The sequence below is a fragment of the Serratia sp. MMO-28 genome (assembly GCF_037199905.1).
In the GTDB taxonomy this organism is placed as follows: domain Bacteria; phylum Pseudomonadota; class Gammaproteobacteria; order Enterobacterales; family Enterobacteriaceae; genus Chania; species Chania oryzae.
This window is the reverse complement of record NZ_JBBCVB010000015.1, coordinates 110,068-135,106: the sequence shown is the minus strand read 5'-3', so window position 1 is coordinate 135,106 and position 25,039 is coordinate 110,068. Positions and strand designations below refer to the sequence as shown.

Sequence of the window (25,039 nt, the reverse complement as noted above, 5' to 3'; positions counted from 1 at the left end):
ATGCGTATAACTAAAATATGAGAAATTCCTCTTTGACTGGCCAATAGCGATATTGGCCACTTTTTTTAGTGGGGTTGCAGCATGGCGGGCAGGTTATCCTCGCCATAGAGGTGCAGGGCACCAACGGCCACCACATAATTCCCCGGCGGTAACGCTTCCAGTTTTTGCTGCCAACTGCGGTTACGGCGGTGCATCAGTACGTCATACAGTTCGGCGCAAAAGGTGGAAGGCAAGGTTTCCAGCGTGGCGTTTGGCTTGGCGTCCAGCCACCAACTCATCATGGTTTGCAGCAGCCGCGCGTTGGTATGCCAGTGCTCAAGCGTATCGTGCAGCAACGCTATTCCCCCTTCTGGCAGTTGTTGCAGCATATCCCATTGTTCCTCTGCCCCTTCCAGTTCGATCACCGCTTTGTGCTGCGTTTTTGCGGCTTGCAATAACTGATAGTCGATGCCGTATTCGGCGCGTAGCCCCAACTGTTGCGCCTGTCGCGCCTGCATCATCAAGGCAACCTGCCAGCCTGGCAGGGTAGAGAAGGTTGCACTATCGACGCCCAACTCTTGGCACAAGGCCTGTAACTGACGAACTTCTTCAGCGGTGAGGCGTTGTTCCAGCGGGATTTGTTCGCCATCCTGAGCAAAAGGTGAAGAGGAACCCGTGATATCGGCTTCAACGATCAACGCATCCGCCTGCCGCAAACGGGTTATCAACCGTGCTGGCAAGGGGGACATATTCACTGTGCCCATATGAATGCTGCCCACCAGATGGAGCTGACGGTTACCCGGCAACGTGATGTCCAGTGCCGGGTAGGCGTGGGCGTGCGGAGAAATAATGCCGAGGAAAGCGGCGATGCGGCGTAACAGTTGACCCATACTACGTGGCTCCTGATTAGCGTTTGCCCCATGCTAAACGCTATCCACCCCATAAGAAAGGCTGAACAGTAAAGGATTTATCCCAAAACCAGGGGGAGGTTGCGCTCTGCTCCGCAGGAAGGCACTGACCAGGGGAAACGATGAAAGCGCCATGGCTGCAGTGGCAACCATGGTGACTGATTTCCTAACTGCTGCCGCCTGTGTTTCAGTAAAGTAGGAGGCAGCTAGCGGTTCAGTTTTTAGGTGAGGGGGCAGTCAGCTTGGCATGAAAGCCCGCGTCTTCTATGGCTGCGATCAACCGTTGCGCGTCGGCATCGCCGTAAACGTTGGCTGATTCCAGAGTGACCTCGGCAGAAGTCACCCCCGGAACGGCCTCTAGCGCCTTACGCGCGCTGCCGACACAGTGCATGCAGGAAAGCCCCTGCAGTGATAATACCGTCATTTGAGACATTATTGATTTCCTCGTAATCAGGGCTATTGCTTAAGGCTTGACCGCCTTGATGTTTATCATTAAGAATGAGCTTAAACCTTCCAGCAAGGGTAAGGTCAATACAATATTACGTTGATAAAAAAGGATTTTTATTAACACTGTCCACAACGCGACCACACTTCGATATAAGGCCCGCATTTTGCGGGCTTTTTTGTGCTTATTACTGTGTCTACGGTCTATTTTTCTTGGGCTAAATTTGAAAAGTAGAAAGGCAATAATGGGCGTGGGCTGATTCTTTCGCGCGCACATATGCACGCAATTCGCTGAATCAACCAATGATTAGCCCCGCTTGCGGGGCTTTAGTTAGAAGTCTAAACCCATCTGATCTTCACCCAGGTGGTTAGGGTGAAAGAGTTCTTTCGGCAGCTCTGCGCCTTCGGCGGGTTTGGAGTTGGTGAGCACCTTTTCAACTTCCTGAAGTGAGGTGAAGCAGGTGCCGCACAGCAGGTTTTGACACTGGTGATAATTACGCTGGGTTCTCTCTGAGATCCGTACACTGGTGCGAGTCCGTGAAACCGCACCGCACGCAAAACATCTCATCATATCGGCGTTCTCCCCCGACATTTCTATTACTCTCAGTATATCACCGTTGGCCAGTACGATATTCTTTGATTTATTCAGTACCGCTGTCAGCTTGATCACTCTCATCTGGCATCATCTCCGCGTCGGTTATCTTCACTTCCAGCGTCAATCCGGTGATAAATCCGTTTTCATCAATGGTGTGGGTGACTTGGGTAATTATCCAATCCGCGCTATCGATCTGCGGCTTAAATCCACTCACGCGGGCATGCAGTTCGGGGAAGAGATCGGCGCGCCCTTCGGCCAGGGTGATCGAGAATTCTGCTGCGCCCCGTTGGAGCTGTCGCCATTTTGCCGCCGCCGCACGTCTGGCGGCCCGCTCAGTTTTGAATGTCGTGCGCATGACAAAGGTGTTTCCCTCCGCGCCCTCCAGGTAACTTCCTTCCTTGCTGCTGGATGCCGGTTCTTTCTTTTTCGGCTCTACCTTCTTCTTACGCGGTTTACGGGTGATCTTGGTGGGGCGTGTCTTACCAAAATCCAGATCCAGCCAATACGCGGTTACACCGGTGTAGGCGTCACGGTCTGCCATGCGGAAGGCGTGACGGTCGCCGCTGCTCTTGGTGATGGTGATCACCGGCAACAGCTTGCCGCTGGCTGATACCGCTTTTCCTGGCCACATGAACAGCAACATGCCGTTTTTGATGGTGGCAATCGCACCCAGCATTTCGGCCATGCGGGTTAAAAAACTGATATCGCTTTCATTGGTCTGGTCGGCGTGGTCAATCTCGACGTCGGCCAAGTCCTCACTGACTGCGGCGCGCAGGTTGTAGCGCGTCGCCAGCATCTCGATCAGCTTGCCGACCTTGATATCCTTCCAGCTCTGCTCCCGCTTAACGTTGAACGTATCGCGAAAATCAGCGCTGCGGGCGGTGATGATCAGCTGATCCGGCGGCCCTTGGTGCTGGATCTCGTCAACAATAAATACCCCTTTTGGTGTCAGCGTTTCACCACGCCAGCCGATGGCCAGCGCGATGGCGGTTCCCCTTGCTGGCAGGTTCAACAGGTGATCGGTGTCGTCCAGTGTCAGTTCTAAGGTGTCGGCCTCAAAACCCCGGTTATCTGCCAGCGACAGGCTAATCAGCCGGTCATTCACTGCGGTGACCGTTTTCCCATTTATCGCGATATCAAAGGCGGGGGCGCGGTATTCGTTGGTGCTGAAATCCATGCGGGTTACTCGGTTTGGCTGTTTGTCGCAGTATGGCAGGGTTGCTATTCCCCTGTGATTGTAGGGCGCTTGAGACAATGCTCATTGCGTGTTCTGCGCGCGCGAGGCGGCGATGATGGCAGAGCCTATTAAATTACAGGGGTTATCCTATGAGCGATTTTCATCATGGCGTGACTGTGAATGAAAGCGTCAATTCATCAACGATCATCACTGACGTTGCATCAGCCGTCATTGGTGTGGTGTGCACGGCGGATGATGCCGACGCCGATGTGTTCCCGCTAAACACGCCGGTACTGCTTACGCGCGTGCGCACCGTTCTCGGCAAGGCGGGAACAAAGGGCACGTTAAAAACCGTGTTGACTGCCATTTCACAGCAAGCCAGCCCGCCAACCATTGTTATTCGCGTAGAGGAAGGGAAGGACGAAACCGAGACAACTGCCAACGTGATTGGTGGTGTTGGCGCCGATGGCCGTTACACCGGTCTTTTTGCTCTGCTGGTTGCCGAAATGCGTACCGGCATGAAGCCGCGTATCCTCGGCGCGCCTGGTCTGGATTCGTTGCCAGTGGCGCAGCAACTTGCCACGTTTGCGCAGGAGTTGAAAGCGTTCGCCTATGTCAGTGCTGGCGATAGCGCAACAATCGCGGAGGCCAAAGAATACCGAGCCAACTTCAGCCAGCGCGAGGTGATGATCATTTACCCGGATTGGCTGGCGTATGACACGAAAACCGGCACTAACGTTGTTGTGCCTGCAACGGCTTACGCGCTGGGGCTGCGGGCTCGGATCGATGCTCAGATCGGCTGGCATAAAACGCTGTCCAACATTGCCGTCAACAACGTTGTCGGCACCTCTCAGGATATCTATTTCACGCTGCAAGGGACGGATACCGATGCGGATGCCTTGAACGCTGAGCACATCACAACGTTGATCAAGCAAGATGGCTTCCGCTTCTGGGGGAACCGCACGGCGGATAAAGAAACCTTTATCTTTGAGTCGTACACCCGCACCGCGCAGGTGATTGCCGATACGATTGCCGAGGCACATTTCTCGTACATCGACAAGCCGCTCACGCCAAGCCTGGCGCGCGACATTATCGACGGCATCAAGCGCAAACTTTCTGCCTGGGTAACTGCTGGTCGCTTGTTGGGTGCTGACGTCTGGTATGACACCGATCTCAACACCACTGACACGCTGAAGGTGGGCAGGCTCACGATCAAATACCGCTATACCCCCGTTCCTCCACTCGAACACCTGGTGTTAGAGCAGGAGTTTACGGACGAGTATTTCGCGTCTTTCGCCAACGCCGTAAACAGTTAAGGGGATCGTCATGGGACTACCGCGTAAATTGAAGTTGTTTAACTACTACCTCAACGGCAATAGCTATCTCGGCCAGGTTGAAGAAGTCACGCTGCCTAAGTTCACGGTCAAGACCGAGGACTATCAAGGCGGCGGAATGATCGGATCGGTGGCGGTTGATCTCGGTTTTGAGGCGGGCGCCCTGGATATGGAAGTGACCATGGGCGGCATTACCTTCGAGCTGATGTCGCAATACGGCATCCCGAACGCCGATGGCATGCAGTCGCGCTTTGCAGGCTCCTATCAGGCCGAGGACAGCGGCGACGCAATCCCGGTAGAGATTCAGACGCGTGGCCGTTTTGTCGAGATCGATACCGGCAACGCCAAGCAGGGTGAGAACACGCAGCACAAGTATTCGCTGAAGAACACCTACTGCAAGCTGACACATAACGGCGCCGTACTGTTCGAGCTCGACATCATCAACATGGTTTACATCGTGAACGGTGTTGATCGCATGGCGCAGCACCGGGCCAACGTCGGGCTGTAATTACCCATTAATCATTTGATGCCAGCCTGCGGCTGCGGGCTGGCCTAAATTACCGTACGGAGATATCTCATGAGTGAATCTATTACCCTGCAAACGCCCATCAAGCGCGGCGAAACGCTGATCGCTTCGGTGATCATCACTGACACGATGAAGCAAGCAGGCAGCTTGCGCGGCCTGAAACTTATCGACGTGATGAATAGTGATGTTGATAGCCTGATCACGCTATTGCCGCGCGTCACTGAACCTGCGCTTACGCCGGTTGAGGTTGCCGGGATGGATACCTGGGACTTTGCTCAGATGGCGCTGGGCGTCTCGGCTTTTTTACAACCCTCCTCGCCGGAGAGCAAAAAACCGGCGGGCGAATCGAAATCAAAATAAACAGCGTTGAGGATGCTATCGCCGACATCGCAACGATTTTCCATTGGCCGCCGCCCGATCTCTGGTCTATGTCCCTAGTGGAGTTGACTGAATGGCGAGAGCGGGCGGCGCTCCGCAGCGGTAACGCAGAAGAAGAGTGATGCTATGACCGACCGCAAACTACAGATTCAAGTGGCTTTGGGGGCGGTCAATAACCTAACCCGCCCTCTCCAGGCTGCGCAAAAGAGCAGCGCCGCGCTGGCTGGCCAGATCAAGGCCACGCGCGACAACCTCAAGCAGTTATCCAGCCAAGCCAGCAGCTTTGACCGGCTGACCGAGAGCAGCCGTAAGACCGCTGATCAAGTTGCTGCAGCACAGATGAAAACGCGTCAAATGGCCAGCGCCTTACGGATGCTGGAAAATCCGACGCAGAAGCAAATCGCCGCAGTACAAAAACAAAATGCCGAACTGACTAAGCTCCAGAATCGCCAGAAAGACGAAGTTCAGCAGTTGAACAAGCTGAAGGTGGGGTTTTATCAACAAGGTATTTCGATCTCCAGCAGCAGCACAGCCACCGCGCAGATCACCAGCCACACGGAAAAACTTAACCGCCAGTTGCAGGAGCAGGAGCAGCGGCTTAAGCGCGTGGGTGCTGCGCGGGAAAGGTACGACAAAGGCCAGGAGCTAAGAGGTAATCTGAGATCCGCTGGAACAACTGCCTTAATGACAGGTGCGGCAATGGCAGCACCGCTGGCGCTGACCGTTCGCAGTTACAGCTCCCTTGAAGATGCCATGAAGGGCGTGGCTAAACAGGTTGATGGCTTGCTTGATGATCAGGGAAATCGCACCGCACGCTATACCGAGTTACAACGCCTGATACAGACCGCCGCCGAGTCAACCCCTCTCCCTGGTGGGAGTATCGACTATGCCGCGCTCATTGAGGGTGGCGGGCGTATGGGGGTCGTTAATGCGAATGACTCATGGGAAAACCAACGGCGTGACTTACTGACCTTTGCCAATACCGCCGCCAAAGCCTCCAAGGCGTTTGAGTTGCCCGCTGGGGAGTTGGCGGAGGATTTGGGGAAAATCGCTGGACTGTACAAAATCCCAATCAAGGATATCGAAGCGCTGGGCGATGCGATCAACTACCTGGATGATAACGCAAAATCGAAAGGCGCTGACATTATCGATGTTTTAAAACGCATTGGTGGTAATGCTGACCGCATGGGATATAAACAGGCGGCCGCCTTGGGTTCGACGTTCCTGTCATTGGGGGCTGAGCGGGAGATTGCCGCCAGTGCGTCTAATGCCATGGTGCGCGAACTGTCAATTGCGACCATGCAAAGTGATAAGTTTTTTGAGGCATTAAACGCACTAGGGGTTAATGCCGGCAGGCTTGAAAAGTCCATGGCTCTTGATGCTATGGGTACCATCAGATCGGTGTTGGAGGCGGCAAGCAAGCTACCTGCAACGGACAGACTTAGGGTGTTAACGCAGCTCTTCGGCAAAGAGTTTGGTGACGATGCGGCCAAGCTGGCGAATAACCTTGCCGAGCTAGATCGTCAATTAACGCTGGTCGGTGGTAACGCGGCTAAAGGGTCAATGACGCGTGAGGCGAATATCGATAAGAATTCCCTCTCGTCACAGTGGGAGCTGCTGAAGGCGGGGGCAACGGGTGCCTCTCAGAGTATCGGTGAGCAACTGCGGCCCGCGCTGATGAGCCTGATTGAAACGGGCAAACGGTGGGTTGGCAGCGTCAGGCGCTGGGTTGAGCAGCATCCGGTTCTTGCTGGAACGCTGGTCAAGCTAGCAGCGCTGGCCGCAGTCCTTACGCTTGGCATGGGGGCGCTGTTGATTTCTGTTGCGGCGTTGTTGGGGCCATTCCTGGCGCTGCGTCTCGGGGTGGGGTTGCTTGCGGGTAATAGCGCACGCGCGGCGCTCAGTACCGGCCTGCTATCGCGTGCGCTGGGGGGATTGCGTGCGGTTGCCATAAAGGCATTCAATGCCCCGTTAAACGGCACGAATGCGTTAGGTCAGCGATTATCCTGGTTCACGCGGTCGCCCTTAAAGTCGTTTGGCGGTGGGTTCTCTGCAACGTTGCAGCGCATTGGTTTGTTGTTGTCTCGCTTGGCGTTACCGATCACGCTGGTCGGGGTGGCTTTTGTTGCAACAGCGTTTACTGTTCGTAAATACTGGGAGCCGCTAAAGGCGTGGTTTAGTGGCTTTTTCGCGGGTATTACGGATGGCGTGGAAAAGACGCGCGAACAAGGAAGTGTGCTTGGTTGGGCTTTCAGCAATACCAACCTTGAGTTATCTCGATCTCTGTTAGGGCTGAAAAGGGCGTGGGATTGGGTTTCTGATGTCTTCAGTGCGGCATCGCGCCGAGTAGAGGAATTTCTGGCACCAGTCAGATTGACGCGAGAGGAGTTAGACAAGGTTTCGTCCTCTGGCTTCGGTGTCGGCAAGGCGCTGTCTCAGGCTTTCGCTGATGCATTTCCGCATCTCAAGTTATTGAGTGATGAACTGACGCTCATGATGGAAACCTTGAAGCTCATCCCCAATAAAGCCGAGCGTATCCGCCTTGAGAATGTGCGCAATAACACGATGAACAACGCAATGCCTGATCCCGGACATACTGGCAAAGATGCTGTTATTAACATTTGGGATGAGAAGAAAAAAGCGTTTACGGCCTGGCCGCGCCTGCCATTTGTCGGCCCGCTTGATGGTCGCCCGGCTGATTCTGTGGTCGCCCCTCCTAGGGCTGTTGTAAAACCGGTTGCCTCAATCTGGGGTAGTAATCCCCCTAAGGCAGCTCAAGGCTCTGCCACTACTACTGCAACACCAGAGAAGAAAGATCCCAACAAGCTCGGCGATATCGTCTTCAAAAACGTAGCTCCCCATATTGCGCTGGCATCGCCCTACCTTACCGCCCAGCGTGAGCAGGCGCGTGCAATCAATGGGCTGACCAAGGCGGCAGACGCGCTACGTAAATCAACCACCGGCCTGGATAAGTTCGGTAGTATCGGGCTTGGCCAAGGCGCTGGCGGCTTTGCGGGGATTTTTGCAGAGCCGCAGAAGCAACAAACCAGTGTGTTTAATCAGTTGCGCGCGATAGCCAGCGGAGTGCTCCAGCGTGCCCAAGACTGGATCGGCGGCGGCCCTCAACTGGCCTTCGCGGGCGCTGGCGCCGTTCTGGCTCCGCAAGCCAATCAGCGCACCGTACTGGCCCGCCTTGCTCCGACGACGATCGAGGGCAACACCTATCATCTGTCGTTCGATCTCAAAGAGGCTGGCCAGCTTGATGAGCGCAAAATAGCAATGCTGGTTAAAGAACAGATCACCGATATCGAGCGGCAAAGGGCCATGAAAAACCGCTCACAACTGCGTGACCGCGAATAAGTCAAAGGGGGTTCTATGTTGCAAATGCCTATGATGATGGTGCTTGGCCTGTTCGTGTTTATGCGCTCGACAACGCCTTACCAGACGCTCGCCCAGGAGCGGAACTGGCGCCATGCGAAAAATGATCGCGTGGGCCGCTCACCGAAATATCAATATGTCGGGCCCGGAGAGGACAAGATCACGCTGTCTGGCGTCCTGTACCCGGAGATCACCGGCGGCGATGTGTCGCTCGGCCTGCTGCATACCATGGCGTTTACCGGTTCGGCCTGGCCACTGATCGAGGGCACCGGCGCTATTTACGGGATGTATGTGATCACGTCGATTCAGGAAACCCGCACCGAGTTTTTCAAGGACGGCAAGGCGCGCAAGATTGAGTTTACCCTCAACCTGGAACGCGTCAGTGAGGACTTGCGCGAGGCGTTGGGCGATCTGTCGTTGAGTCTGGATAAGCTGATTTGAGTGAAACTGTCTGTGCTGGCCAACCTGGCAGCACAGACATAATAACTACTACATTAATATTTACTGAGTTTTATATTGCCCGTGCGCAGATTTTCTAGCATTGCTTACAGCCTGTTCCGTATTTCTATCAATGATAGGTTCGCGTGCTGTATGCAACAAGCCATCCTCACCAGTGACTGTCAATATTATCGTGCTGTCCTCAACCCTAATTGACTCTCCGTCATATAGAGATACGCTTATTTTTTGCATAATTACCCCATAACCCAATAACCCAATTTCACTACATAAGTAAATTCATAATCTCTTGCCGTTGTCAGTGTGACACTAGCATTTATCCCTTCCGGGCCAAGAATATTCTTTCCGTTTCCTGATACTGTTAAATCCCCTCCCGCATATGGTTTCCTTAGTCGTATTGTTTTACCTTCAAATACCCCAGCAGATAGATTGATTGTGCCAGTGTTTAATGATGCGTAAATCCATAAATATGTTCCTGATGTTGTGGTTTCCCCCGCATTTATCGTATTTGTTTTATAGTGAAATTCTATGGCTAAACCCTGCCCATCAATAGAGTGCGTAACCTCTCCCGTTATTCCACTTGGCCTAACAACGCTGTGATATAATACGTCTTTACCGTAGCTTAAATATCCTTGTGTGCATCCTGCATTAACGAAGGCGCGTGGCGTTATAGTCCCTTCGGTGCCAAGTGTTGCATAAAACCCCGCCACTTCCGCTCCTGCTGATCGAAAGCCGTTTTGCCAGTTGTTACCAAGCTTTGTGTTCCGCGCATAAAATGCGGCCGTACCACGCATAGAACCTAAAGAAACTGAATCAACACCATTAAAATCAGATGGTGAAACAAATTTGTTATTAACCATTCCGAATTCAACACTTGACGCATGTTCCGCCTTTGAGTCTGGATTAATAACAGCATTACAGTTTGCTCCAAATACTTTACTTTTATAATTGATATATAATCCTGCACTCCCTGGCGGGGTTATCGCGGTTACTCCATCCGATGACCACTTATCCACATAGATAGTTTTTTTTGCTGAGTCAACATTGTTTACTAACCCCCAGCATGACGGAAAGTGTTTCGTCGCGAGAACCATTCCTACTTTTATTAAAGAAAAATCGAAATTTCCAGTGACACTATTTTCTGTATATGAGGTTACCGCTGTGACATCCTCCCCTGGCTTATATGCCTCTGAATACCCCTCAATGAAAACTCCAACGTCATCAACGGAACCGTAAGCACGCAAAGTTACAGAATCAGAAACGCCTGTTACTTGAGTATTAAATCCCTCATTACCGTGGTTGATCCTTATTGATAACGCTGCTGCATTTCTTCTTATACCATAGGTTTCTTTTGCAATAGCTAGCCCACCTGGTAGCAATAAGTCATTATCGATTAAACGCTCATAAAAAGTCTTGGAATCCATTTCAGGGTGATATCCAAGGTGGGATATATTTACATTGTAATCTGATAATGTTTTTGTGCGAGATAGTGCACTGTAAACATCCTTATAGCGATAACCTACACCAATAGCGCCATCAGATGCTTTTAACTCACCTTTATGTTTTTTATTTGCCAAATCTACAGCATTGTCTACATATTCACGCGTAGCAAGTACGACTGCCGGATCAATCTTCACCGTCACGCTTGATGTGTTGCTGACGATAATCACCATGCGCACTATCTGCGTACGGCCTGATCCTTCCTGTAGGAGTGGCTTATAGGTTTCCGGGCAGTTGGACACGGCGACCAGATCGCCGTCCTCGTCATACAGGCCCACTTCCTTAATCCACCATCCGCCGACGTTCTCGGGGATCACTTGCTCAACAATGATTTGCGCGTCATTGAGCGGGTCGATCGATAGCTGATTAATGGGGGCGCGGCGGCGCTCGTTAACCAGTGCGGTCTGATCGGGGGTTGGTGTTGGCAACGTGCCGCCACCGTCGCCGACGGCCAGCTCGGTGATGTTGAGCTTAATCCCCAGCGCTGCTGCGTTGGCTATCTTCGCAACGCCAATATTGGTGAGTAAGGCAAAGTATCTAGCGCTCATTGTTCACTCTCACTGTATCAATCAAATGAATTGCCGCACCGGCGTAGGTTTCTGCTGACCCCACTTCCAGCAATTCGGGGAAATACGGGTAAATGGTTAACTCATCGCCCAGGTAGTTAGCGGCACCGGTATACAGAGGTGCGCTGGTTTTTAACCGGATGGCCAGGCTAAGTAAGTGGCGGCTGCGGGGCTTGGCGGAATCGATCAGGCGCTCCACCTCGTCATGCATGGCCTCGGTAATACCCTGATCCATAACATCCACGATGGCGCGCCAGGTGCCCGGTGCATCGCCTGTTTGCCACCACTCGGTGGGCGATAACTCAAACCCTAACGGCATGATGGCGCGGCGAACGGCGCCCATGGTGCCCTTGCGCTGGTGCAGCACAAAGGCAGCTTTAACCACGGCGCGCTTGGTGGCTTCTGACCAGGAGTCATCCCAGCGATCGACTGAGCGCGCCCAGGCCAGATACGGCAACAGTCTTACCGGGCAGGTGTCCGGGTTCCAGAGGTCACGCAAAGGCGTAGGGATATCATCAATTCCCGTACAGGCTTGCGCGACGTTGCGTTCAAAGGGGGATGCGGAGATTGGAAGTAGGCTATTCATCGGTGCCACCCACAGCGATCTGATAGTCCGTGCAGTAGGCGGCCTGCGTCCGATCGAGTACGACATCTTCTAACGGTGCGGCCAGCTCCACGCGCTGCACACCCTCGGCATGCAATGCGGCATAGATGGCCGATCGGCGAATATCGCGCCCTAAGCGCCGCTGCTGGCTGATGTATTCCATCAGGCGCGCCTTGGCGTTATCCAAGACCGGCACGGCTTCCGGGCCGGGGAAGAGGTACAGCACTGCATCAATCTGGTAATTCACGATGCTGGCAGACTGGATCAACAGCCTATCGGCAACCGGGCGGATCTCTTCGCTGTTCAGCGCTTTATCCACGATAGCCAGGAGTTCATCGGGTGCCGTGCCATCCCCTTCACGCGATAACACGGTGATCGTGACGTTGGCCGGTGACGGGCTGATCGCGCTGGCATCGGCTACGCGCCCGTCTGCGCTGACGGCGTGAAACTCATACGCGCCGGTAGGCCCGGCAACAGACATGCCCTCAAATGCGGCAGGGATGCGCAGGCGAAAATCACTGTCTGATTCCATCACGGCGGGCACCGGCGGAATCGCCGTATCATCGGCAGGGGTGATCACCAGTCGTTCGACGTTGTTGTTGGCGCCAAGGTGATCCAGATCGCTGAGTTGAGAAAACGCCACCATGCCAGCCAGTGCGGCCTGGTTGACGCGCTGGCGCAACAGTAGTTCCCGGTAGGCGTTTTCTTGCAGCAGTTTGACCAACGGCTCAGATTCAAGCTGTAACGTCCGCTCGATAGCTTGCCGCTCTGCACCTTCCGGGTAGAGCTCAATCAGTCGGGCTTTATTGCGCTCAAACAGCAATTCAAAACTGAGTTCCTCTATCACCATAGGTGCAGGCAGGCGGGACAAGTCGATCACGCTCATTGGCCAGCCTCCAGGGGAATTTCAAGGCTAAAGGGTTGGTTGTTGCTGCTAACTCGGCCTATCAGTCGGGTAGTTAGGCGTGAGTCGTTATCGTTTAAGGTGATCGATGAGAGCGCGATCCGCGGTTCCCACTTCAACACGGCGCTGTAAATGGCCGACATCACCTTGAGCTGCGTGGCTGGGTTTTGTGGATTGTCCAACAGGGAAAAGATCAGCGATCCGTAAGTCCTACGCTGAAGGCGCGAGCCAATAGGGGTACAGATAATATCTGCCACAGATTGCTGAATGTGCGCCATATCCGACATGGCGCGGCCTGTGCGGCTATTCATACCGAGATAAGCGGTCATACCGGGCCTCCGCTGGTATCTCCACCTGACTTGACGCCACCGTGTTGATGGGTGTGAACCACGATACCGTTAGAAGTCATAGCCCCACCGCCCTGGGTAACACTGCCGTTAATCACCACGTCAGCATTGAGGATCACGCGAGTGGCATCGATGTGCAGTGTGCCGCTGGCGTCGATATGCAAATCAGCTACGCCGGTGAAATCACCGGTGCTGCTGGCTGGGTCATAACTGACCTGTGCGCCGTCGGGGTAGCGGGTAATGTTTGCGGTGTTGCTGTCGCTGGGTGCGGGTGCTGCTTCACCGTACAGGCCCAGCAGTGCAACGGCGGTGGTGAGTTCGCCGTTTGCGGCCAGGACGATCACTTGTTCACCGATAGTCGGCGGCCACCAGGTTACGGCGCTGCCCGCGCGCAGCGTCAGCCAAGGGATCCAAGTGGTTACCAAGCCCCCGGTGGCAATGCGCACGCGCGGCGGATCCATCTGGATGCTGTCGACGGTGCCAAGGCGAACCACGTTAGCCAGGCGGCGCAGGATTTCGGCGATATCGTTCATGGGTTACCGGCAGTGGTGGAAAGTATGCCGGTATTGTTGCCCCCTCGCGCGCGGGCAGGCAACGCGTGGGGATTGTAGGAGGATTGCTACAAGCAGTTACCACTGTTTGCCAGCAATGAAATCAAGTGCGGCATCCAGCATCAATTCACGATCCTGCGGTGTGACGCCCAGCAGTTCGCGCAAGGGGTAACGCATGCGCACGCTTGGGTTGACCTGATCCTCAAGGCCGTACTGGTGTACGTTCGCTATTCTGGCGGCAAGTCCATCGAATCCAACGGTAGCAGTATCACCGACGGCTTGCGCGCGAAGAAACGCGGCGGTGCGTAGGCGACGGAACATGGGTTGAGGCTTTCTCACGCGCTTGGTGGTGGTTGCTGTCTCAACCGAGATATAACGCTCAATGCGGTTACGCAGAAAGGTGCGTACTGCGCCGCGCTGGTTATCCCAGCCGGTGATCCTGTTGTGTCCGCGCTTCCAGTTCTTGAGGTCGCGCAATTCGCCAAAATAGATAAAGCGTAAGCGCTGTTGCGTCACTTCAGTGCGCGGGCTGCGCGCCTGATATTGGGTGCCGTCGGCGTTCTGCTGCCTGGTAATACGCTGCTGTTGGCCTTTGCGGAGTACCTGCGCCAACTTTTTAACCAGCATGCGGCGTCGCGCTGGTTCGACGTTGCGCAGCATGTCTTGCAGTTCTTTTTCGAGCTGTGTCAGATCGCTTGTGCTGCTCATGATTTACCGCCTACCTGCTGACTTACCCAGGTGGTGAGCATTTCCCCTGCACTGTCCAGCGTCCATTCACTGACATCGGCATAAGGATCCTGCGGCGGTTCGGTGCGGTGCGTGACGATAAGGTCACCGTCTTTCTTGGTGACAATTGCCGCCTCGGTCAGTTGCAGGGTGATCAGCAGGTCAACGGTGCCGTTATCCAGAATATCGACCTTGAATTTAACCCCTGTCTCACGCAGATCCGGGTTGAAATGCAGGTCTGGCTGATGTTCGCGGATCCACAGCTGAACCGGCAGTACCACGGTATCCACGTTGTGGGGGTAATCCATGATCAGCAGGTTGGTTTGATAACGGTATTCGTGCGACAGGGATTTTTGCCCGGTGGAAACAATCTTCCCCTCGTTAACCCAGATGGCCAGCGAGTCAGGGTTAGAGCGCAGATAGGTATTGGCGGCGCTGATGGCCTCCCGCAACAAGTGGGGTTTTAGCACGGTGTTCTCCTCCTGCAGCACAGCGATTTTTGTCTGTACTTGCCGGTATGGCCAAGACAGTTACTTTTGACTGTGATCGATGGTTACTGACTGGCGGGCCCGTTCGGCAGCCCGGATCGCAATCAGGCGGTTATTGGCCTGCTCAATGGCATCAAGCAACATCGGCAGCCATTCAACCGCCTGCGCGTAAGTCAATCGGCTGGCGGTAGCGGTACGACTATTGGCGTGGTCAGGCTCGCCGGTAGCGGCTGGCATGGCGACAGCACGTAGTCGGTGCGCGAAGTCGAGCAACCGGTCACTGACATCAACAGGCAGATACTGCACAGCACAAGGCTCTTTCTTAATGATGGTGCGTATCTCGGTGCGCACGGTGGCGTTTTTGGCGCTGGCTTGGTTGTTGTCATGCTCGGTAGTCTCGGAAATGGTGTTGAAAATACGTGATGTTGTGGCCTGGTTACTGATGATGGCGCGGGATTTTTCAAGATCGCTTTCCAGTCGCTTGATATCTCCGGCCCTCTGCGCTGCCACGCCGTGATAGTGAAAGGCCAGCCCGCTGGTAATCACAGCTACTGCCACGATCCCAATGGTGGTTCTTATGCTCATCATCACCGGCTCTCGCTGTATTTCTTGAAAGCGGCGGCCATCTTTTTATCGTACTGGTTTGCCGCGTAGCCTGGCCCGTTGTAACGGCGGGCGAAGTCTGGCCAGTCGAGGGCGCGCAGTGCTTTTAACAGGCCGTTGTCAGCCAGAATAAAGCGCACAAAGGCATCAAGATGTGCGGCTTCGCCGCGATACATGGCGTTGATAAAATCCTGCAAGCTGGGATACCCCAACCGCTGCCAGTGGTAGCCCATCAACTGAAAAGCCCCCCAACTGCATGACTGCAAGGCACTTGCGCGGTGTATCTTTGCTGCACGTTCAAGCCGTTCATGCTCAGCCACGCCGCCGCTGTATCCGCCTGGCTGCTTATTTGCCAGATCGCTAGGCAAGCCGTCGGTTTGAATACCTGCGGCGCTGAGTTGGCGTAAAAAGACGTGGCGCTCAAACAAGATCTTAGGCCGCCCATCCGGTAACAGACCGCTGCCCGCGCTCTCCACTTCGGCCACAGCGTGGATGGCGGCAACCGGAACGCTCAGGCGCGCGGCGGCATTCTGATAATCAATCATGCTAAGGTTCTTCACGCTTACCCCCTCTGCCCAACCCTTTCACCATTCGCACCACGTTACCCTTGCTTGAAAGCACCATGATGCAAAGAACGATATTGATCACGAGCTCTGCGGGGTCGGTTGTCCCCTCGTAGGAACCCATTAACGTGCGGATTACTACTGAGCCTGCCGCAACGATCAGCGCATAGGCCAGCAAGCCACCCCACCACACGTAGCCTGCGCCATTGCGGCGGAACAGGAACAGCCTGATAGCGATCACGGCGCACACGGCGGCATTGATCAGCGTTTCTGGGTCACTGGTCATTACGGTTGTCATTGCTGCCTCCTTTTTTTCTAAGGAAACTGCCGCTGTTATTGATCATCATCAGGAACGGGACAGCGCACGCTGCTGCAATCAGTGCGCCTGCGGCGTCTGCGCCCCTGTCGTAAACGCCGGGTAACTTGTCAATAATGATCGCTGCAACAGGCTTGTACGCTATCAGTCCTGCCGAGAAACTGCCGATAGCCAGGACGATGCGCGAACGCACGCCATACTCTGACGCGAAAACTACAAAAATAATGGCCCCGGCGAACGCGCCGAGAACAACGTCGGCGGGCAGGCCAGCAAAGAATGACAAGAAGGCAACGCCTGTGACTGTGCCGGTTGCCGCCGTTGTCGCTGTTAGCGGTTCTGCCATTGCGGCCCCCTTACTCGGAAAGTTTTCATGTTATTCAGTCCCAAAGCTGGATCATTTGTGTGTCCGCTGCCTGTTCAACCTGGTTTGGCAGTTCAACCAGGGTTCCTGTTGGCAAAATTGCGCCCAACTCGGCCAGGCGCGGGTTTGCGGCTAATACCGCCTCAAGTGCGCCCGCCAGTGCGCCGTAATAGCGATAACAAATGGCGTCCAGCGTATCGCCTTGCTCGGCCATGACTTGCATCAGACCAGCTCCGCAATGCCGCGCTGATTACCCTGAATGTCTTGGATTGCCCAGCGGGCATCGCGCCACAGATCGGTAATGGTGGTGCTGAGCTTTTCGGCGAGATTCTCACCGTCGCCAGTAGTGTCTACATCCCGGCGGCGCTCAACCAGGTTAGCCTTGGCGTGGCAGTACACCGCGCGGCGGTAACGCTGAAGCAATACCGATTCGTTATCGATCATCTCTTCATCGTTGGCAGGGACGGTATTCAGTGTTTCAAACCCGGCGGCCTGCTGTTTTACCCGCCACGCTTTCAGCTCGTTGTTGACGTTGGTCATGGCCTCGATCGCAGCATGGCGAAGGCGCTCGGTGGTGACCTGGCCATCAAGGCGCATCACCTTGCGCAGATCCCCGAGAGAGATATCCGGCCAGAATGCTGTGTTAGTGATGACGGTATCCTCATCGCTCGGCGTTTCGCTGGCCTGGCGCGCCGGTTCTGTCGCTAAAAAGCTCATCTCGTCACCTCAAATAAGGCGGGCGGTGGACGCCACAAACAGATCACTCTCTCTGTGGACGTGCCGCCCTGACGTGCGGGGCACGATTCGTTAGGCGTCAGGCTTTCTTACCTGAGGCTGTTGTCTTTTTACCTGCTGTGGGTTTCTTTGGCTTTGGTGCCTTGGCCGGTGTCGGTGTGGGTTGCTGCTCACCGCCTTTTATGGCGCTTTCCGACGGTGCGGTTGTGCCGTTCCCTTCCGCCTGATCGGTGCCGCCGCCGTCGCCACCCTCATCGGCTGGTGTTGCCTTGCTGATAGCACGGATCAGATTTTGGACGTCTTTCACCACGCCGATATTGGCGTTGATGGCCATGGCGCGCTGCAGCCAGCTCAGTGCTGCGGCCAGATCCGGGTTTTCCGTCTTATCGCGCAGTGTCAGGCCAATGGCCTTGTAGAGCTTGGAGCGCGCACCATCGGGCATATCAATGCCGTCGGTCAACCGCTCTACGCGCAACAGAATATCCAGGCTGACAGGCGCGCTTGTGGTGTCGCCGATCTTGAAATGGCTGAGTGCCGCGTCGGCGATTTCATCAACGATCAAGCAGGCCGCACCGCGTTCGTAGTGGTCTGGCAGTGGGATGTGATGGCGGATCACATATTCCGCCAGCGGCAATGCGGTGCCGTAGTTGCCCGCATCGATATGCCAAATCATGCAGGTAGTGACAATATCGTCAGCCTGGCCGCTATCAGCCTGTAATACCCCTTCAAGCCAGCCGTCATACGCGGGCAGGAGCTTTTTCTTAAGCTCAATCTTTGCCTGTACCGACTCGATTTTTTTCAGTTGGCGTTTGTCGTTCTCCAGGCGGAAAAGCTGTTGCTCGTACGCGGTTTCCGCCTGGCGTGAATAGGTTTCTGTATCGCCACGGCGCTGCGCCATGACGTTTTCAAAATGCTTACGCGCTGGTGATAACATGATATGCCCCGTTAATATTGTGATTGGCGGTGCTTAGCACCGCCCGGCCCCGGGCGCTACACCGTAGCGGGGGTGATGTCTTCAATCAGGCAGCCGCAACCGTAATCCTCAACGACATAGGCGTCATTGCTCGACTCATAGGTCGCAATGCGATCCCACTCTGGCTCGTCACGGATCATTCGGCGGTGCGTGTCTTCCTGCCAGTAGATCGAGAGGTTGTCGAAGCGGGTGATCAGCATTGCGTTAGGCGGAAAGTACGGCACCCGATAGGTCGGCATCGCGCCAATCTGCTGCTGTGACAGCAATACTTGCCCCGCCAGTGCTTCTGAGTTCGGGTTGGTTTTGCTGAGGGTATTCAAGATCGGAAAATACTTGTCGGATAACAGGTTGCGACCACAAATCACGATCAGGCCGGTATCGTCCTGAAACCATGGATCGATCAGGCTGTTAACGGCGTCATACGCCAACGCATCCAGGTTGCCGTAATCACCCTTGGCAATGATGTTGTTATCCTCATCGCGTGAGGTGACAGTCTTTCCTGCCAATACGCGCTGTGGTGAATACAGGCGGTATTTCTGCAACCAGCCGATATTCACATCTTGCAGAAGCGGGTTTTGCGCCTTATTTGACTTGGCGGCGCGGCTTACCCCGTTCAGGCCGATCATGATGCGATCCAGCCCTCGGCGCTTGATGATCTGGTTGGTTACGCGGGCCTGGAAGTCTTTGAACTTTGCAAAGGCATCAAGGCGCGCATAGCGAATGAATGTATCGCTGTTTGTCTGCTCACAGCGGTATTTTCCGCTGTCCAGATTATCAACGCTGGCGGGCTGACGGCGCTCGACAGTGGTGTCCGTGGTGCTGGCGATTGGGCCGTCAATACCCAGGCCCAGTTTTTCGCCCTCCTGCTCGGATACGGATGAAATGTTGATGCGGGTCAGAAATTCACTGCTTTCCTGAATACGGTTTTCCAGGGTTTGAGTGATGGACGGATCAACGGAAAATTTTGCCGTAACCGAACTTACCGGGATGTGGTTCAGTTCGGCCTGTCGGCTCAGGTACTTGTCAAACTGGACGCGTGTTTCGTTTCTCATGGGTTTTTCCTGTCAACAATGGGCTAATGAGCGCCGATTAGCAGTCGGCCAGCTCTGACTGGTCGCCCTCGGTATCGCTGCCGGTTGCGGGTTGGCGTTTCTTCCCTGGCTCGGGTTGACTGCTCAGAGATTCGGTTAGCGTGCTGAAATCGGTGGTCAGCTTGGCAACTGACTGTTTCAGCGTCGCATTTTCGGTTTCAATCGCTGACAGCCGGGCTTGGCCGTCCAGCAGTTCTTTTTGGCTCAACGCGATTTGCTCAACAGCCTGCTGAATCTGACCGATATCGCCGGCGGTTCTCTGCTGGCTGCCGGTCAGGATGTTTTTAATCTTGTTGAAAAACTGCATGCCGGTATCTGCTGGCGGTTCGACGTCTTCCAGTTCAATGCTGAATTCCATGGTTTCATCAACGGCGGCGATCAGGCATTCGGCTGATTTCTTGCGGCTGGCGAGCGGGTTGGTTTTGGCCTGAGCGCAAAACTCCAGCATTTCGGTGCCGAGGCTGGCGGGTGTGTCGGTCAGGGCCAGGCCCATCAAATACGCGCCCCCGGTCTGCTCGAATTGCGGGTGAAACTGGATTGAGGGGTAAACCTTCTGCCGTTTCTTGTTCAGTGCGACCAGATCGTCGGTAGCATCGATCTGCGCGTACAGTGCCAGCTTGCCCTTGAGTGGGCCGTCGGCAATGACTTCGGTTTTCAGTGGTGCCAGGACATCACCGTAGGCGCGAAAGACACTCTCCGGAGAATAACTTTTGATGTGTTCCAGATCGACGCGGGCACCGTATAACGTCGGGTCATAACTGGAAGCAATATCCAACAGGTCGCGCTTGGTGATGGCGCGCCCGTCCGTCGTGCCCCCCTCGACTGCAACGCGGAACATTTTGGTTTTCTTACCCATCTGGTAGCCCTCCGGGCGTGATAAAGTGTGATGACAATCAGTCAGGGCTTTATCATTACCCCTGAATCTATCCCTCTCAATTCCTTGCGGTTGTAGGGCTCCCGGTACAATTCAACGCAATATCTCCTCGCCACCCGCGCGCGATAGTCTGAGCGCATGAAAACGAACGTTGCCGATCCCCGCCGACAGGCGCAAACCCTGTATTGGTCTGGGTATTCAATCCCCTATATCGCAGAGTTGACCGGCGTTAAGCCGCCGACGCTGTACTCATGGCGCAGGCGTGATGCCTGGGATGAAGTCGCGCCCCTTGATCGTGCCCGGAGTACCACCGAGGCGCGCTATCAGATGTTGATCAGCAAAGAGGTTAAGAGCGGGCGGGATTTCAAAGAGATTGACCTGTTGGGGCGGCAACTGTCGCGCTTCGAACGGCGTGTGCAGGAGGACAAGCAGGCCGAGAAGAAAAAGGCACCCAAAAACCACTTTACAGATGAGCAGATCGCGGAGCTGCGTACCCGGTTTTTCAACAGCCTGTATGAGCATCAGCGCCGCTGGTACAAATACGGTAACAAGCGTAACCGCAATATCCTGAAATCACGCCAGATTGGTGCTACCTGGTACTTTGCCCGCGAAGCACTGATCGATGCGCTGGAAACCGGCAGAAACCAAATATTCCTGTCAGCCAGCCGGGCGCAGGCACACCAGTTTCGGCGCTATATCATTGCGTTTGCACGTGAGATCGGTATCGAGCTGAAGGGCGATCCGATGGTGCTGTCGAACGGCGCAACGCTCTATTTCCTCGGCACATCGGCAGCATCGGCGCAGTCATACAGCGGCAACCTGATTTTTGATGAATATTTCTGGACGAGTAACTTTATTGAGCTGCGCAAAGTGGCTGCGGCCATGGCGACACATTCGCAGTGGCGCCGTACTTACTTTTCCACGCCTTCCACCGAGGAGCACGAAGCGTATGGCTTCTGGACAGGCGCAACCCTGCAATCGTCGAAGAAAAAAGTTGACCGTGCCGAGATCGACGTCAGTCACAAAGCGTTGAAAGGCGGCAAGATCTGTGCGGATGGTCAATGGCGTCAAATTGTCACCATTCGCGACGCACTGGACGGCGGTTTCAACCTGGTCAATCTTGACGAAATCATGCAGGAGAACAGCGCTGAGGATTTCGACAACCTGTACATGTGCGAATTCGTCTCCGGCGATCAGCGGCCCTTTGGTTATGACGAGCTGATCCGCTGCGGCGTTGATGCCTGGGATCCCGGTAACCCGGCGGCGTGGAAAGACTGGAAGCCTTACGCGGCGCGGCCTTTTGGCGATCGTGGTGTCTGGTTGGGTTATGACCCCAACGGCGACGGCGAAGGCGGCGACAGTGCCGGGCTGGCCGTTCTGGCCCCCCCAATGGTGCCGGGTGGTAAATTCCGCGTGCTTGAAGCGCTGCAATTGCGCGGCATGCCGTTTGAAAAGCAGGCTGATGAGATCCGCAAAATGACCAAACGCTATAACGTCCAGTTCATCGGTATTGATGGCACTGGCATCGGTAAAGCGGTGTACCAGATCGTGAAAGGATTCTACCCGGCGGCGGTCATGTTTGAGTATTCACCATCGGTGAAAGCGGCCCTGGTACTCAAGGCGCAGATGGTTATCCGGCGCGGGCGGTTTGAGTATGACGCTGGCCTGCACGTTGTTGCCCGATCATTTCGCACTATCCGCAAAAAGGTTACCCCTGGCGGCATGGTGACCTACGCGTCAGACAGGACAAAGGGAGCCAGTCACGGCGACGTGGCGTGGGCCATCATGCATGCACTACATAACGAGCCTATCGGCACCGAGTCCGGCGGCACCGGCAACAGCTTTGTAACGGAGTTTTAAACGTGAGCCGAAACCGCAATAGGAATAAACCGCGCGGCATGCAAAACCATGCCCGCGAAGTAACCCTTGATCCCTTTACGGAAGCGGCAGTTACCGTGCCGCAGCCGATTGGTGATATCCAGTCATTCACCTTTGGCGACCCTAGCCCGGTACTGAGTCAGCGTGACCTACTGGATTGTATGGAATGCGCGAATAACGGGATATGGTACGAGACACCGATCAGTTTCTACGGCCTTGCACGTACCTTGCGCGCGGCTGTTCATCATGAGTCGGCCATCATGTTCAAGCGCAATGTGATCATGAGCTGCTTCCAGCCTCACCCGATGCTGAAACGCCAGGCGGCAGAAGCGTTCATCCTTGATCAACTGGTGTTCGGCAATAGCTATCTTGAGCTGGTCAATAATCGCCTTGGTCGCCCGCTGGAGCTGCGACACGTCCCGGCCAAGTACACGCGCCGAGGGGTGGATCTCGATCAGTATTTCCTGGTGACCTACTCGAAACCCGATCACGCGTTCGCGCCTGGTTCGGTGTTTCATCTGCTTGAGCCTGATATCAACCAGGAGATTTACGGCCTGCCGTCCTACATGGCCGCGATACAGTCGGCGCTGCTCAATGAAGATGCCACGTTGTTTCGCCGAAAGTATTACATCAACGGAAGCCATGCCGGGGTGATCGTCTACCTGTCCGATGCCATCCAGAATCAGAGTGACGTTGACGCACTCAAGCGCACGCTGACGGATGCGCGCGGCAAGGGGGCATTTAAAAACGTGTTTGTCTATGCTGCAGGTGGCAAGAAAGACGGCCTGCAAATCATGCCGTTCAGTGAGATCACGGCGAAAGATGAATTCAGCGGCATCAAGAATGTCACGCGTGATGACCTGCTGGCTGCGCACCGCGTGCCGCCGGTGCTGATGGGTATCATGCCGAATACCAACGGCGGTTTCGGTGACGTTGAGAAAGCCGCGAAGGTATTCGCCATCAACGAATTGGCACCGCTGATGTCACGCTTGAAAGGGCTTAATGAATGGATCGGGGTTGATGTGTTCCGCTTCGATCCCTATGCCCTGATCGAAGCGGCTGGCGGAATGCCACCACGCACCTAAAGTCATTCAAATATTTTACTCATCACCTCGCCCGCAACCCGCGCGGGCTCTGGCTTTTCTCGGTTTTACCCCACCCCCAACCTAAGCGCCTGAGCGCCTCATAGCGAGGCGTTCCCTAACCTCAACCCGCGTCGTGACTCGTCAGAATGCCGCCTCACCTTGGCCCGTATAGGTGCCCCCTTTGGTGCGCCAGCGCCGACCCCTCCCATGACCCAAAGCGCGCGCTCTGCTCCCCTCCACGCCCGCACGTGAAAAGTGTCGATTTCTATGCACTGTTGCAACCTACCCAAAGCCGCGCCAGTTCTGGCCCCGGACGGCCTGATTACTGTCAAAAAAATTGTGCAATCCTATGCAGATTTATGCGGCTATTTTCAGCGCTATTGCTGCGGTAAAAATGACTGGCGTTTCGCATGGCTTCAGCTATTCCCTTTGAGCATTTCCGTGAGGATTGCAAGCTGTTCACCTGGTGGCAATTCCCGGTACTTTGCAGCCCAGCGCTCAGCTTTGCGCTTGATGCGCTGGCGATCGATGTAGTCCGTTCCCGCATAGGCGGCACTGTAAGCGGCCTGTTCTGGAAAGTTCATCCACAATTGTTCGGTGCGCGGCCCGCCGCGCGTCATAACTTGAAACTGTATAGAGCGCCAGTCGCTTAACAGGTCGTCATAAAGTGCAGATGGATAGCCGGAGATCATTACATTGGCTGGCACGTTGCGCAGCTTGGCAATCAGTTTGCGGTGATCGTCGTCGGTGTATTCATGGCGATAGCGCGCGTTACTGGTGCGAGTTGATGCCAGATACGGCGGATCCGCGTAAATTAGTACTCTGCCAGCTCTGGAAAAATCAAAAAAATCCAAATAATCAACTGCATCTGTGTTTACTAAACTCACGTGCGGTAAGTTATGGGTAAATGCAAAATCTATCAGGGCGTCGTAATCTATGTCGATCCCGATATTGAGGGGTGCTGGCGGCTTTTTCAGCATAATGGCACCGCCGCCCAGGTGCGTTTCAATGTATGTATCATGCGGTGGCATCTGGCTGATGATCGCTTGATATGCGCCGCTTGCGGCTTTACTTCCCAAATACCCCATTTGCAGGCCTCCATAGTTAAAAATAACTTTGCTGCAGCACAGATAAAAATGGCCTTGCCGCAGCAAAGTGGTGATTAGCCACGGGTGCACATCACGTCGTCGCACACTTCTACGCATTCGTTGCAGATGCATGTACGTCCCTGCCCTAAAATCAACAGCCTCACTTCGTGCTGAAACTTGCCGCAAAAACCGCACTGTAATTGCTCATTGGTATTTGCTTCTGATATCTGCCGAGGCTCCTTAGGTGGGCTGCTCATTCCTTCAAAATCTTGATGACTTCTGCGCACGACGCGCGCGCAACCCACCAATTCATTGGGTGTAATGTTCTCGTTTAGCATGATGCTTTGTAAGCGACTGGTGATCGCCGCCAATTTCTTCATGCGCCTGCTTCTGCTGTGGCGCGGATTCTCAGGTATTTTTTTTAGTGGTGGTACGTATGGCATTGAGTGATCCCCTTTGTTTTGTGTGGCGGTACCACATAGACGCCGCCGTCTTTGCCTGGTAGCACAGACGTTCTCGCCTGTGCTCGATGTCATGGCCACAACAGCCATTACTGTCTATGCGGTACCCAGCAGCTGACACAGATGTATGCGGCTGTGTGTACCGGCCAG

At 54.7% G+C, this 25,039-nt stretch carries 29 protein-coding genes and 1 pseudogene; 8 read left to right on the top strand and 22 right to left on the bottom strand.

What is annotated here, in order from left to right; genetic code table 11:
* Positions 1 to 65: 65 nt before the first annotated feature.
* The 4 genes from WG891_RS15010 to WG891_RS14995 all read right to left on the bottom strand — a co-directional run bounded on the left by WG891_RS15010 (position 66) and on the right by WG891_RS14995 (position 3,103).
* A complete protein-coding gene (locus WG891_RS15010; RefSeq protein WP_337263317.1) occupies positions 66 to 869 on the bottom strand; it encodes a TraB/GumN family protein in 804 nt (267 codons plus the stop codon).
* A gap of 232 nt (positions 870 to 1,101) precedes the next feature.
* Positions 1,102 to 1,320, bottom strand: coding sequence for a cation transporter (locus WG891_RS15005; protein WP_443006158.1), 219 nt, complete (start codon positions 1,318 to 1,320; stop codon positions 1,102 to 1,104).
* Positions 1,321 to 1,662: 342 nt separating this feature from the next.
* Positions 1,663 to 2,007, bottom strand: coding sequence for an ogr/Delta-like zinc finger family protein (locus tag WG891_RS15000; protein ID WP_337263318.1), 345 nt, complete (start codon positions 2,005 to 2,007; stop codon positions 1,663 to 1,665).
* Positions 1,973 to 3,103, bottom strand: coding sequence for a contractile injection system protein, VgrG/Pvc8 family (locus WG891_RS14995; protein WP_337263319.1), 1,131 nt, complete (start codon positions 3,101 to 3,103; stop codon positions 1,973 to 1,975). Before WG891_RS14995 ends, WG891_RS15000 begins: the two co-directional genes overlap by 35 nt.
* Positions 3,104 to 3,252: 149 nt before the next feature.
* Here WG891_RS14995 and WG891_RS14990 point away from each other — a divergent pair, with 149 nt between their 5' ends.
* From WG891_RS14990 to WG891_RS14965, 6 genes are all read left to right on the top strand, one after another.
* A complete protein-coding gene (locus WG891_RS14990; protein WP_337263320.1) occupies positions 3,253 to 4,419 on the top strand; it encodes a phage tail sheath protein in 1,167 nt (388 codons plus the stop codon).
* 10 nt (positions 4,420 to 4,429) lie between these two features.
* Positions 4,430 to 4,945 (top strand): phage major tail tube protein, encoded by a 516-nt coding sequence (locus WG891_RS14985; protein WP_337263321.1) that lies wholly within the window; start codon positions 4,430 to 4,432, stop codon positions 4,943 to 4,945.
* Between the two features lie 69 nt (positions 4,946 to 5,014).
* Entirely contained in the window at positions 5,015 to 5,323 is a 309-nt protein-coding gene (locus WG891_RS14980) for a phage tail assembly protein (protein WP_337263322.1), read from the top strand.
* 68 nt (positions 5,324 to 5,391) lie between these two features.
* Positions 5,392 to 5,463: a GpE family phage tail protein gene (locus WG891_RS27060; protein ID WP_443006161.1), complete on the top strand. Its 72-nt coding sequence runs from the start codon at positions 5,392 to 5,394 to the stop codon at positions 5,461 to 5,463.
* Between the two features lie 4 nt (positions 5,464 to 5,467).
* The gene (locus WG891_RS14970; protein WP_337263323.1) at positions 5,468 to 8,701 is read left to right on the top strand and encodes a phage tail tape measure protein; all 3,234 of its coding nucleotides are present in this window, start codon (positions 5,468 to 5,470) and stop codon (positions 8,699 to 8,701) included.
* Positions 8,702 to 8,731: 30 nt separating this feature from the next.
* A complete protein-coding gene (locus WG891_RS14965; protein WP_337263424.1) occupies positions 8,732 to 9,160 on the top strand; it encodes a phage tail protein in 429 nt (142 codons plus the stop codon).
* 1,595 nt (positions 9,161 to 10,755) lie between these two features.
* Here WG891_RS14965 and WG891_RS14960 read toward each other — a convergent pair.
* The 16 genes and pseudogenes from WG891_RS14960 to WG891_RS14885 all read right to left on the bottom strand — a co-directional run.
* A pseudogene (locus tag WG891_RS14960) lies at positions 10,756 to 11,223 on the bottom strand (phage tail protein); the annotation flags it as partial.
* The gene (locus WG891_RS14955; protein ID WP_337263324.1) at positions 11,213 to 11,827 is read right to left on the bottom strand and encodes a phage tail protein I; all 615 of its coding nucleotides are present in this window, start codon (positions 11,825 to 11,827) and stop codon (positions 11,213 to 11,215) included. The pseudogene WG891_RS14960 and the gene WG891_RS14955, both read right to left, overlap by 11 nt.
* The gene (locus WG891_RS14950) at positions 11,820 to 12,731 is read right to left on the bottom strand and encodes a baseplate assembly protein (RefSeq protein WP_337263325.1); all 912 of its coding nucleotides are present in this window, start codon (positions 12,729 to 12,731) and stop codon (positions 11,820 to 11,822) included. The genes WG891_RS14955 and WG891_RS14950 overlap by 8 nt, the downstream gene beginning before the upstream one ends.
* Positions 12,728 to 13,078 (bottom strand): GPW/gp25 family protein, encoded by a 351-nt coding sequence (locus tag WG891_RS14945; RefSeq protein WP_337263326.1) that lies wholly within the window; start codon positions 13,076 to 13,078, stop codon positions 12,728 to 12,730. Before WG891_RS14945 ends, WG891_RS14950 begins: the two co-directional genes overlap by 4 nt.
* Entirely contained in the window at positions 13,075 to 13,629 is a 555-nt protein-coding gene (locus WG891_RS14940; RefSeq protein WP_337263327.1) for a phage baseplate assembly protein V, read from the bottom strand. Before WG891_RS14940 ends, WG891_RS14945 begins: the two co-directional genes overlap by 4 nt.
* A 96-nt stretch (positions 13,630 to 13,725) precedes the next feature.
* Positions 13,726 to 14,355, bottom strand: coding sequence for a phage virion morphogenesis protein (locus tag WG891_RS14935; protein ID WP_337263328.1), 630 nt, complete (start codon positions 14,353 to 14,355; stop codon positions 13,726 to 13,728).
* A complete protein-coding gene (locus WG891_RS14930; RefSeq protein ID WP_337263329.1) occupies positions 14,352 to 14,843 on the bottom strand; it encodes a phage tail protein in 492 nt (163 codons plus the stop codon). Before WG891_RS14930 ends, WG891_RS14935 begins: the two co-directional genes overlap by 4 nt.
* Positions 14,844 to 14,903: 60 nt before the next feature.
* Positions 14,904 to 15,449 carry a hypothetical protein gene (locus WG891_RS14925; RefSeq protein ID WP_337263330.1) on the bottom strand — a complete coding sequence of 182 codons (546 nt, stop codon included), beginning with the start codon at positions 15,447 to 15,449 and terminating at the stop codon, positions 14,904 to 14,906.
* On the bottom strand, positions 15,449 to 16,024 hold the full coding sequence (locus WG891_RS14920) for an N-acetylmuramidase family protein (RefSeq protein WP_337263331.1): 576 nt from the start codon (positions 16,022 to 16,024) through the stop codon (positions 15,449 to 15,451). Before WG891_RS14920 ends, WG891_RS14925 begins: the two co-directional genes overlap by 1 nt.
* Entirely contained in the window at positions 16,011 to 16,325 is a 315-nt protein-coding gene (locus tag WG891_RS14915; protein ID WP_337263332.1) for a phage holin family protein, read from the bottom strand. Before WG891_RS14915 ends, WG891_RS14920 begins: the two co-directional genes overlap by 14 nt.
* Entirely contained in the window at positions 16,303 to 16,686 is a 384-nt protein-coding gene (locus tag WG891_RS14910) for a putative holin (RefSeq protein WP_337263333.1), read from the bottom strand. The genes WG891_RS14915 and WG891_RS14910 overlap by 23 nt, the downstream gene beginning before the upstream one ends.
* Before the next feature lie 34 nt (positions 16,687 to 16,720).
* A complete protein-coding gene (locus WG891_RS14905) occupies positions 16,721 to 16,927 on the bottom strand; it encodes a tail protein X (protein ID WP_337263334.1) in 207 nt (68 codons plus the stop codon).
* Positions 16,927 to 17,421 (bottom strand): head completion/stabilization protein, encoded by a 495-nt coding sequence (locus tag WG891_RS14900; protein ID WP_337263335.1) that lies wholly within the window; start codon positions 17,419 to 17,421, stop codon positions 16,927 to 16,929. The genes WG891_RS14905 and WG891_RS14900 overlap by 1 nt, the downstream gene beginning before the upstream one ends.
* 97 nt (positions 17,422 to 17,518) lie before the next feature.
* On the bottom strand, positions 17,519 to 18,373 hold the full coding sequence (gene gpM, locus WG891_RS14895) for a phage terminase small subunit (protein WP_337263336.1): 855 nt from the start codon (positions 18,371 to 18,373) through the stop codon (positions 17,519 to 17,521).
* Positions 18,374 to 18,429: 56 nt separating this feature from the next.
* On the bottom strand, positions 18,430 to 19,464 hold the full coding sequence (locus WG891_RS14890; RefSeq protein ID WP_337263337.1) for a phage major capsid protein, P2 family: 1,035 nt from the start codon (positions 19,462 to 19,464) through the stop codon (positions 18,430 to 18,432).
* Positions 19,465 to 19,501: 37 nt separating this feature from the next.
* A complete protein-coding gene (locus tag WG891_RS14885) occupies positions 19,502 to 20,359 on the bottom strand; it encodes a GPO family capsid scaffolding protein (protein WP_337263338.1) in 858 nt (285 codons plus the stop codon).
* 156 nt (positions 20,360 to 20,515) lie between these two features.
* On the opposite strand from WG891_RS14885, the gene WG891_RS14880 reads away from it, so the two are divergent.
* Positions 20,516 to 22,237 (top strand): terminase large subunit domain-containing protein, encoded by a 1,722-nt coding sequence (locus WG891_RS14880; protein WP_337263339.1) that lies wholly within the window; start codon positions 20,516 to 20,518, stop codon positions 22,235 to 22,237.
* A gap of 38 nt (positions 22,238 to 22,275) precedes the next feature.
* Complete coding sequence (locus WG891_RS14875; protein ID WP_337263425.1) at positions 22,276 to 23,340, top strand: phage portal protein; 1,065 nt, start codon at positions 22,276 to 22,278, stop codon at positions 23,338 to 23,340.
* Between the two features lie 416 nt (positions 23,341 to 23,756).
* Here the strand turns inward: WG891_RS14875 and WG891_RS14870 are convergent, their stop codons facing one another.
* Positions 23,757 to 24,428, bottom strand: a complete 672-nt coding sequence (locus tag WG891_RS14870; protein ID WP_337263426.1) for a DNA adenine methylase — start codon at positions 24,426 to 24,428, stop codon at positions 23,757 to 23,759.
* Positions 24,429 to 24,502: 74 nt separating this feature from the next.
* Positions 24,503 to 24,808, bottom strand: coding sequence for a ClpX C4-type zinc finger protein (locus WG891_RS14865; RefSeq protein ID WP_337263340.1), 306 nt, complete (start codon positions 24,806 to 24,808; stop codon positions 24,503 to 24,505).
* Between the last annotated feature and the right edge of the window lie 231 nt (positions 24,809 to 25,039).

What these genes read in the sequence shown, in the direction of transcription:
- WG891_RS15010 (WP_337263317.1), bottom strand. Translation starts at nt 869, where the DNA reads ATGGGTCAACTGTTACGCCGCATCGCCGCTTTCCTCGGCATTATTTCT.
- WG891_RS15005 (WP_443006158.1), bottom strand. Translation starts at nt 1,320, where the DNA reads ATGTCTCAAATGACGGTATTATCACTGCAGGGGCTTTCCTGCATGCAC.
- WG891_RS15000 (WP_337263318.1), bottom strand. Translation starts at nt 2,007, where the DNA reads ATGAGAGTGATCAAGCTGACAGCGGTACTGAATAAATCAAAGAATATC.
- WG891_RS14995 (WP_337263319.1), bottom strand. Translation starts at nt 3,103, where the DNA reads ATGGATTTCAGCACCAACGAATACCGCGCCCCCGCCTTTGATATCGCG.
- WG891_RS14990 (WP_337263320.1), top strand. Translation starts at nt 3,253, where the DNA reads ATGAGCGATTTTCATCATGGCGTGACTGTGAATGAAAGCGTCAATTCA.
- WG891_RS14985 (WP_337263321.1), top strand. Translation starts at nt 4,430, where the DNA reads ATGGGACTACCGCGTAAATTGAAGTTGTTTAACTACTACCTCAACGGC.
- WG891_RS14980 (WP_337263322.1), top strand. Translation starts at nt 5,015, where the DNA reads ATGAGTGAATCTATTACCCTGCAAACGCCCATCAAGCGCGGCGAAACG.
- WG891_RS14970 (WP_337263323.1), top strand. Translation starts at nt 5,468, where the DNA reads ATGACCGACCGCAAACTACAGATTCAAGTGGCTTTGGGGGCGGTCAAT.
- WG891_RS14965 (WP_337263424.1), top strand. Translation starts at nt 8,732, where the DNA reads ATGATGATGGTGCTTGGCCTGTTCGTGTTTATGCGCTCGACAACGCCT.
- WG891_RS14955 (WP_337263324.1), bottom strand. Translation starts at nt 11,827, where the DNA reads ATGAATAGCCTACTTCCAATCTCCGCATCCCCCTTTGAACGCAACGTC.
- WG891_RS14950 (WP_337263325.1), bottom strand. Translation starts at nt 12,731, where the DNA reads ATGAGCGTGATCGACTTGTCCCGCCTGCCTGCACCTATGGTGATAGAG.
- WG891_RS14945 (WP_337263326.1), bottom strand. Translation starts at nt 13,078, where the DNA reads ATGACCGCTTATCTCGGTATGAATAGCCGCACAGGCCGCGCCATGTCG.
- WG891_RS14940 (WP_337263327.1), bottom strand. Translation starts at nt 13,629, where the DNA reads ATGAACGATATCGCCGAAATCCTGCGCCGCCTGGCTAACGTGGTTCGC.
- WG891_RS14935 (WP_337263328.1), bottom strand. Translation starts at nt 14,355, where the DNA reads ATGAGCAGCACAAGCGATCTGACACAGCTCGAAAAAGAACTGCAAGAC.
- WG891_RS14925 (WP_337263330.1), bottom strand. Translation starts at nt 15,449, where the DNA reads ATGATGAGCATAAGAACCACCATTGGGATCGTGGCAGTAGCTGTGATT.
- WG891_RS14915 (WP_337263332.1), bottom strand. Translation starts at nt 16,325, where the DNA reads ATGACAACCGTAATGACCAGTGACCCAGAAACGCTGATCAATGCCGCC.
- WG891_RS14910 (WP_337263333.1), bottom strand. Translation starts at nt 16,686, where the DNA reads ATGGCAGAACCGCTAACAGCGACAACGGCGGCAACCGGCACAGTCACA.
- WG891_RS14905 (WP_337263334.1), bottom strand. Translation starts at nt 16,927, where the DNA reads ATGCAAGTCATGGCCGAGCAAGGCGATACGCTGGACGCCATTTGTTAT.
- WG891_RS14900 (WP_337263335.1), bottom strand. Translation starts at nt 17,421, where the DNA reads ATGAGCTTTTTAGCGACAGAACCGGCGCGCCAGGCCAGCGAAACGCCG.
- gpM (WP_337263336.1), bottom strand. Translation starts at nt 18,373, where the DNA reads ATGTTATCACCAGCGCGTAAGCATTTTGAAAACGTCATGGCGCAGCGC.
- WG891_RS14890 (WP_337263337.1), bottom strand. Translation starts at nt 19,464, where the DNA reads ATGAGAAACGAAACACGCGTCCAGTTTGACAAGTACCTGAGCCGACAG.
- WG891_RS14885 (WP_337263338.1), bottom strand. Translation starts at nt 20,359, where the DNA reads ATGGGTAAGAAAACCAAAATGTTCCGCGTTGCAGTCGAGGGGGGCACG.
- WG891_RS14880 (WP_337263339.1), top strand. Translation starts at nt 20,516, where the DNA reads ATGAAAACGAACGTTGCCGATCCCCGCCGACAGGCGCAAACCCTGTAT.
- WG891_RS14875 (WP_337263425.1), top strand. Translation starts at nt 22,276, where the DNA reads ATGCAAAACCATGCCCGCGAAGTAACCCTTGATCCCTTTACGGAAGCG.
- WG891_RS14870 (WP_337263426.1), bottom strand. Translation starts at nt 24,428, where the DNA reads ATGGGGTATTTGGGAAGTAAAGCCGCAAGCGGCGCATATCAAGCGATC.
- WG891_RS14865 (WP_337263340.1), bottom strand. Translation starts at nt 24,808, where the DNA reads ATGAAGAAATTGGCGGCGATCACCAGTCGCTTACAAAGCATCATGCTA.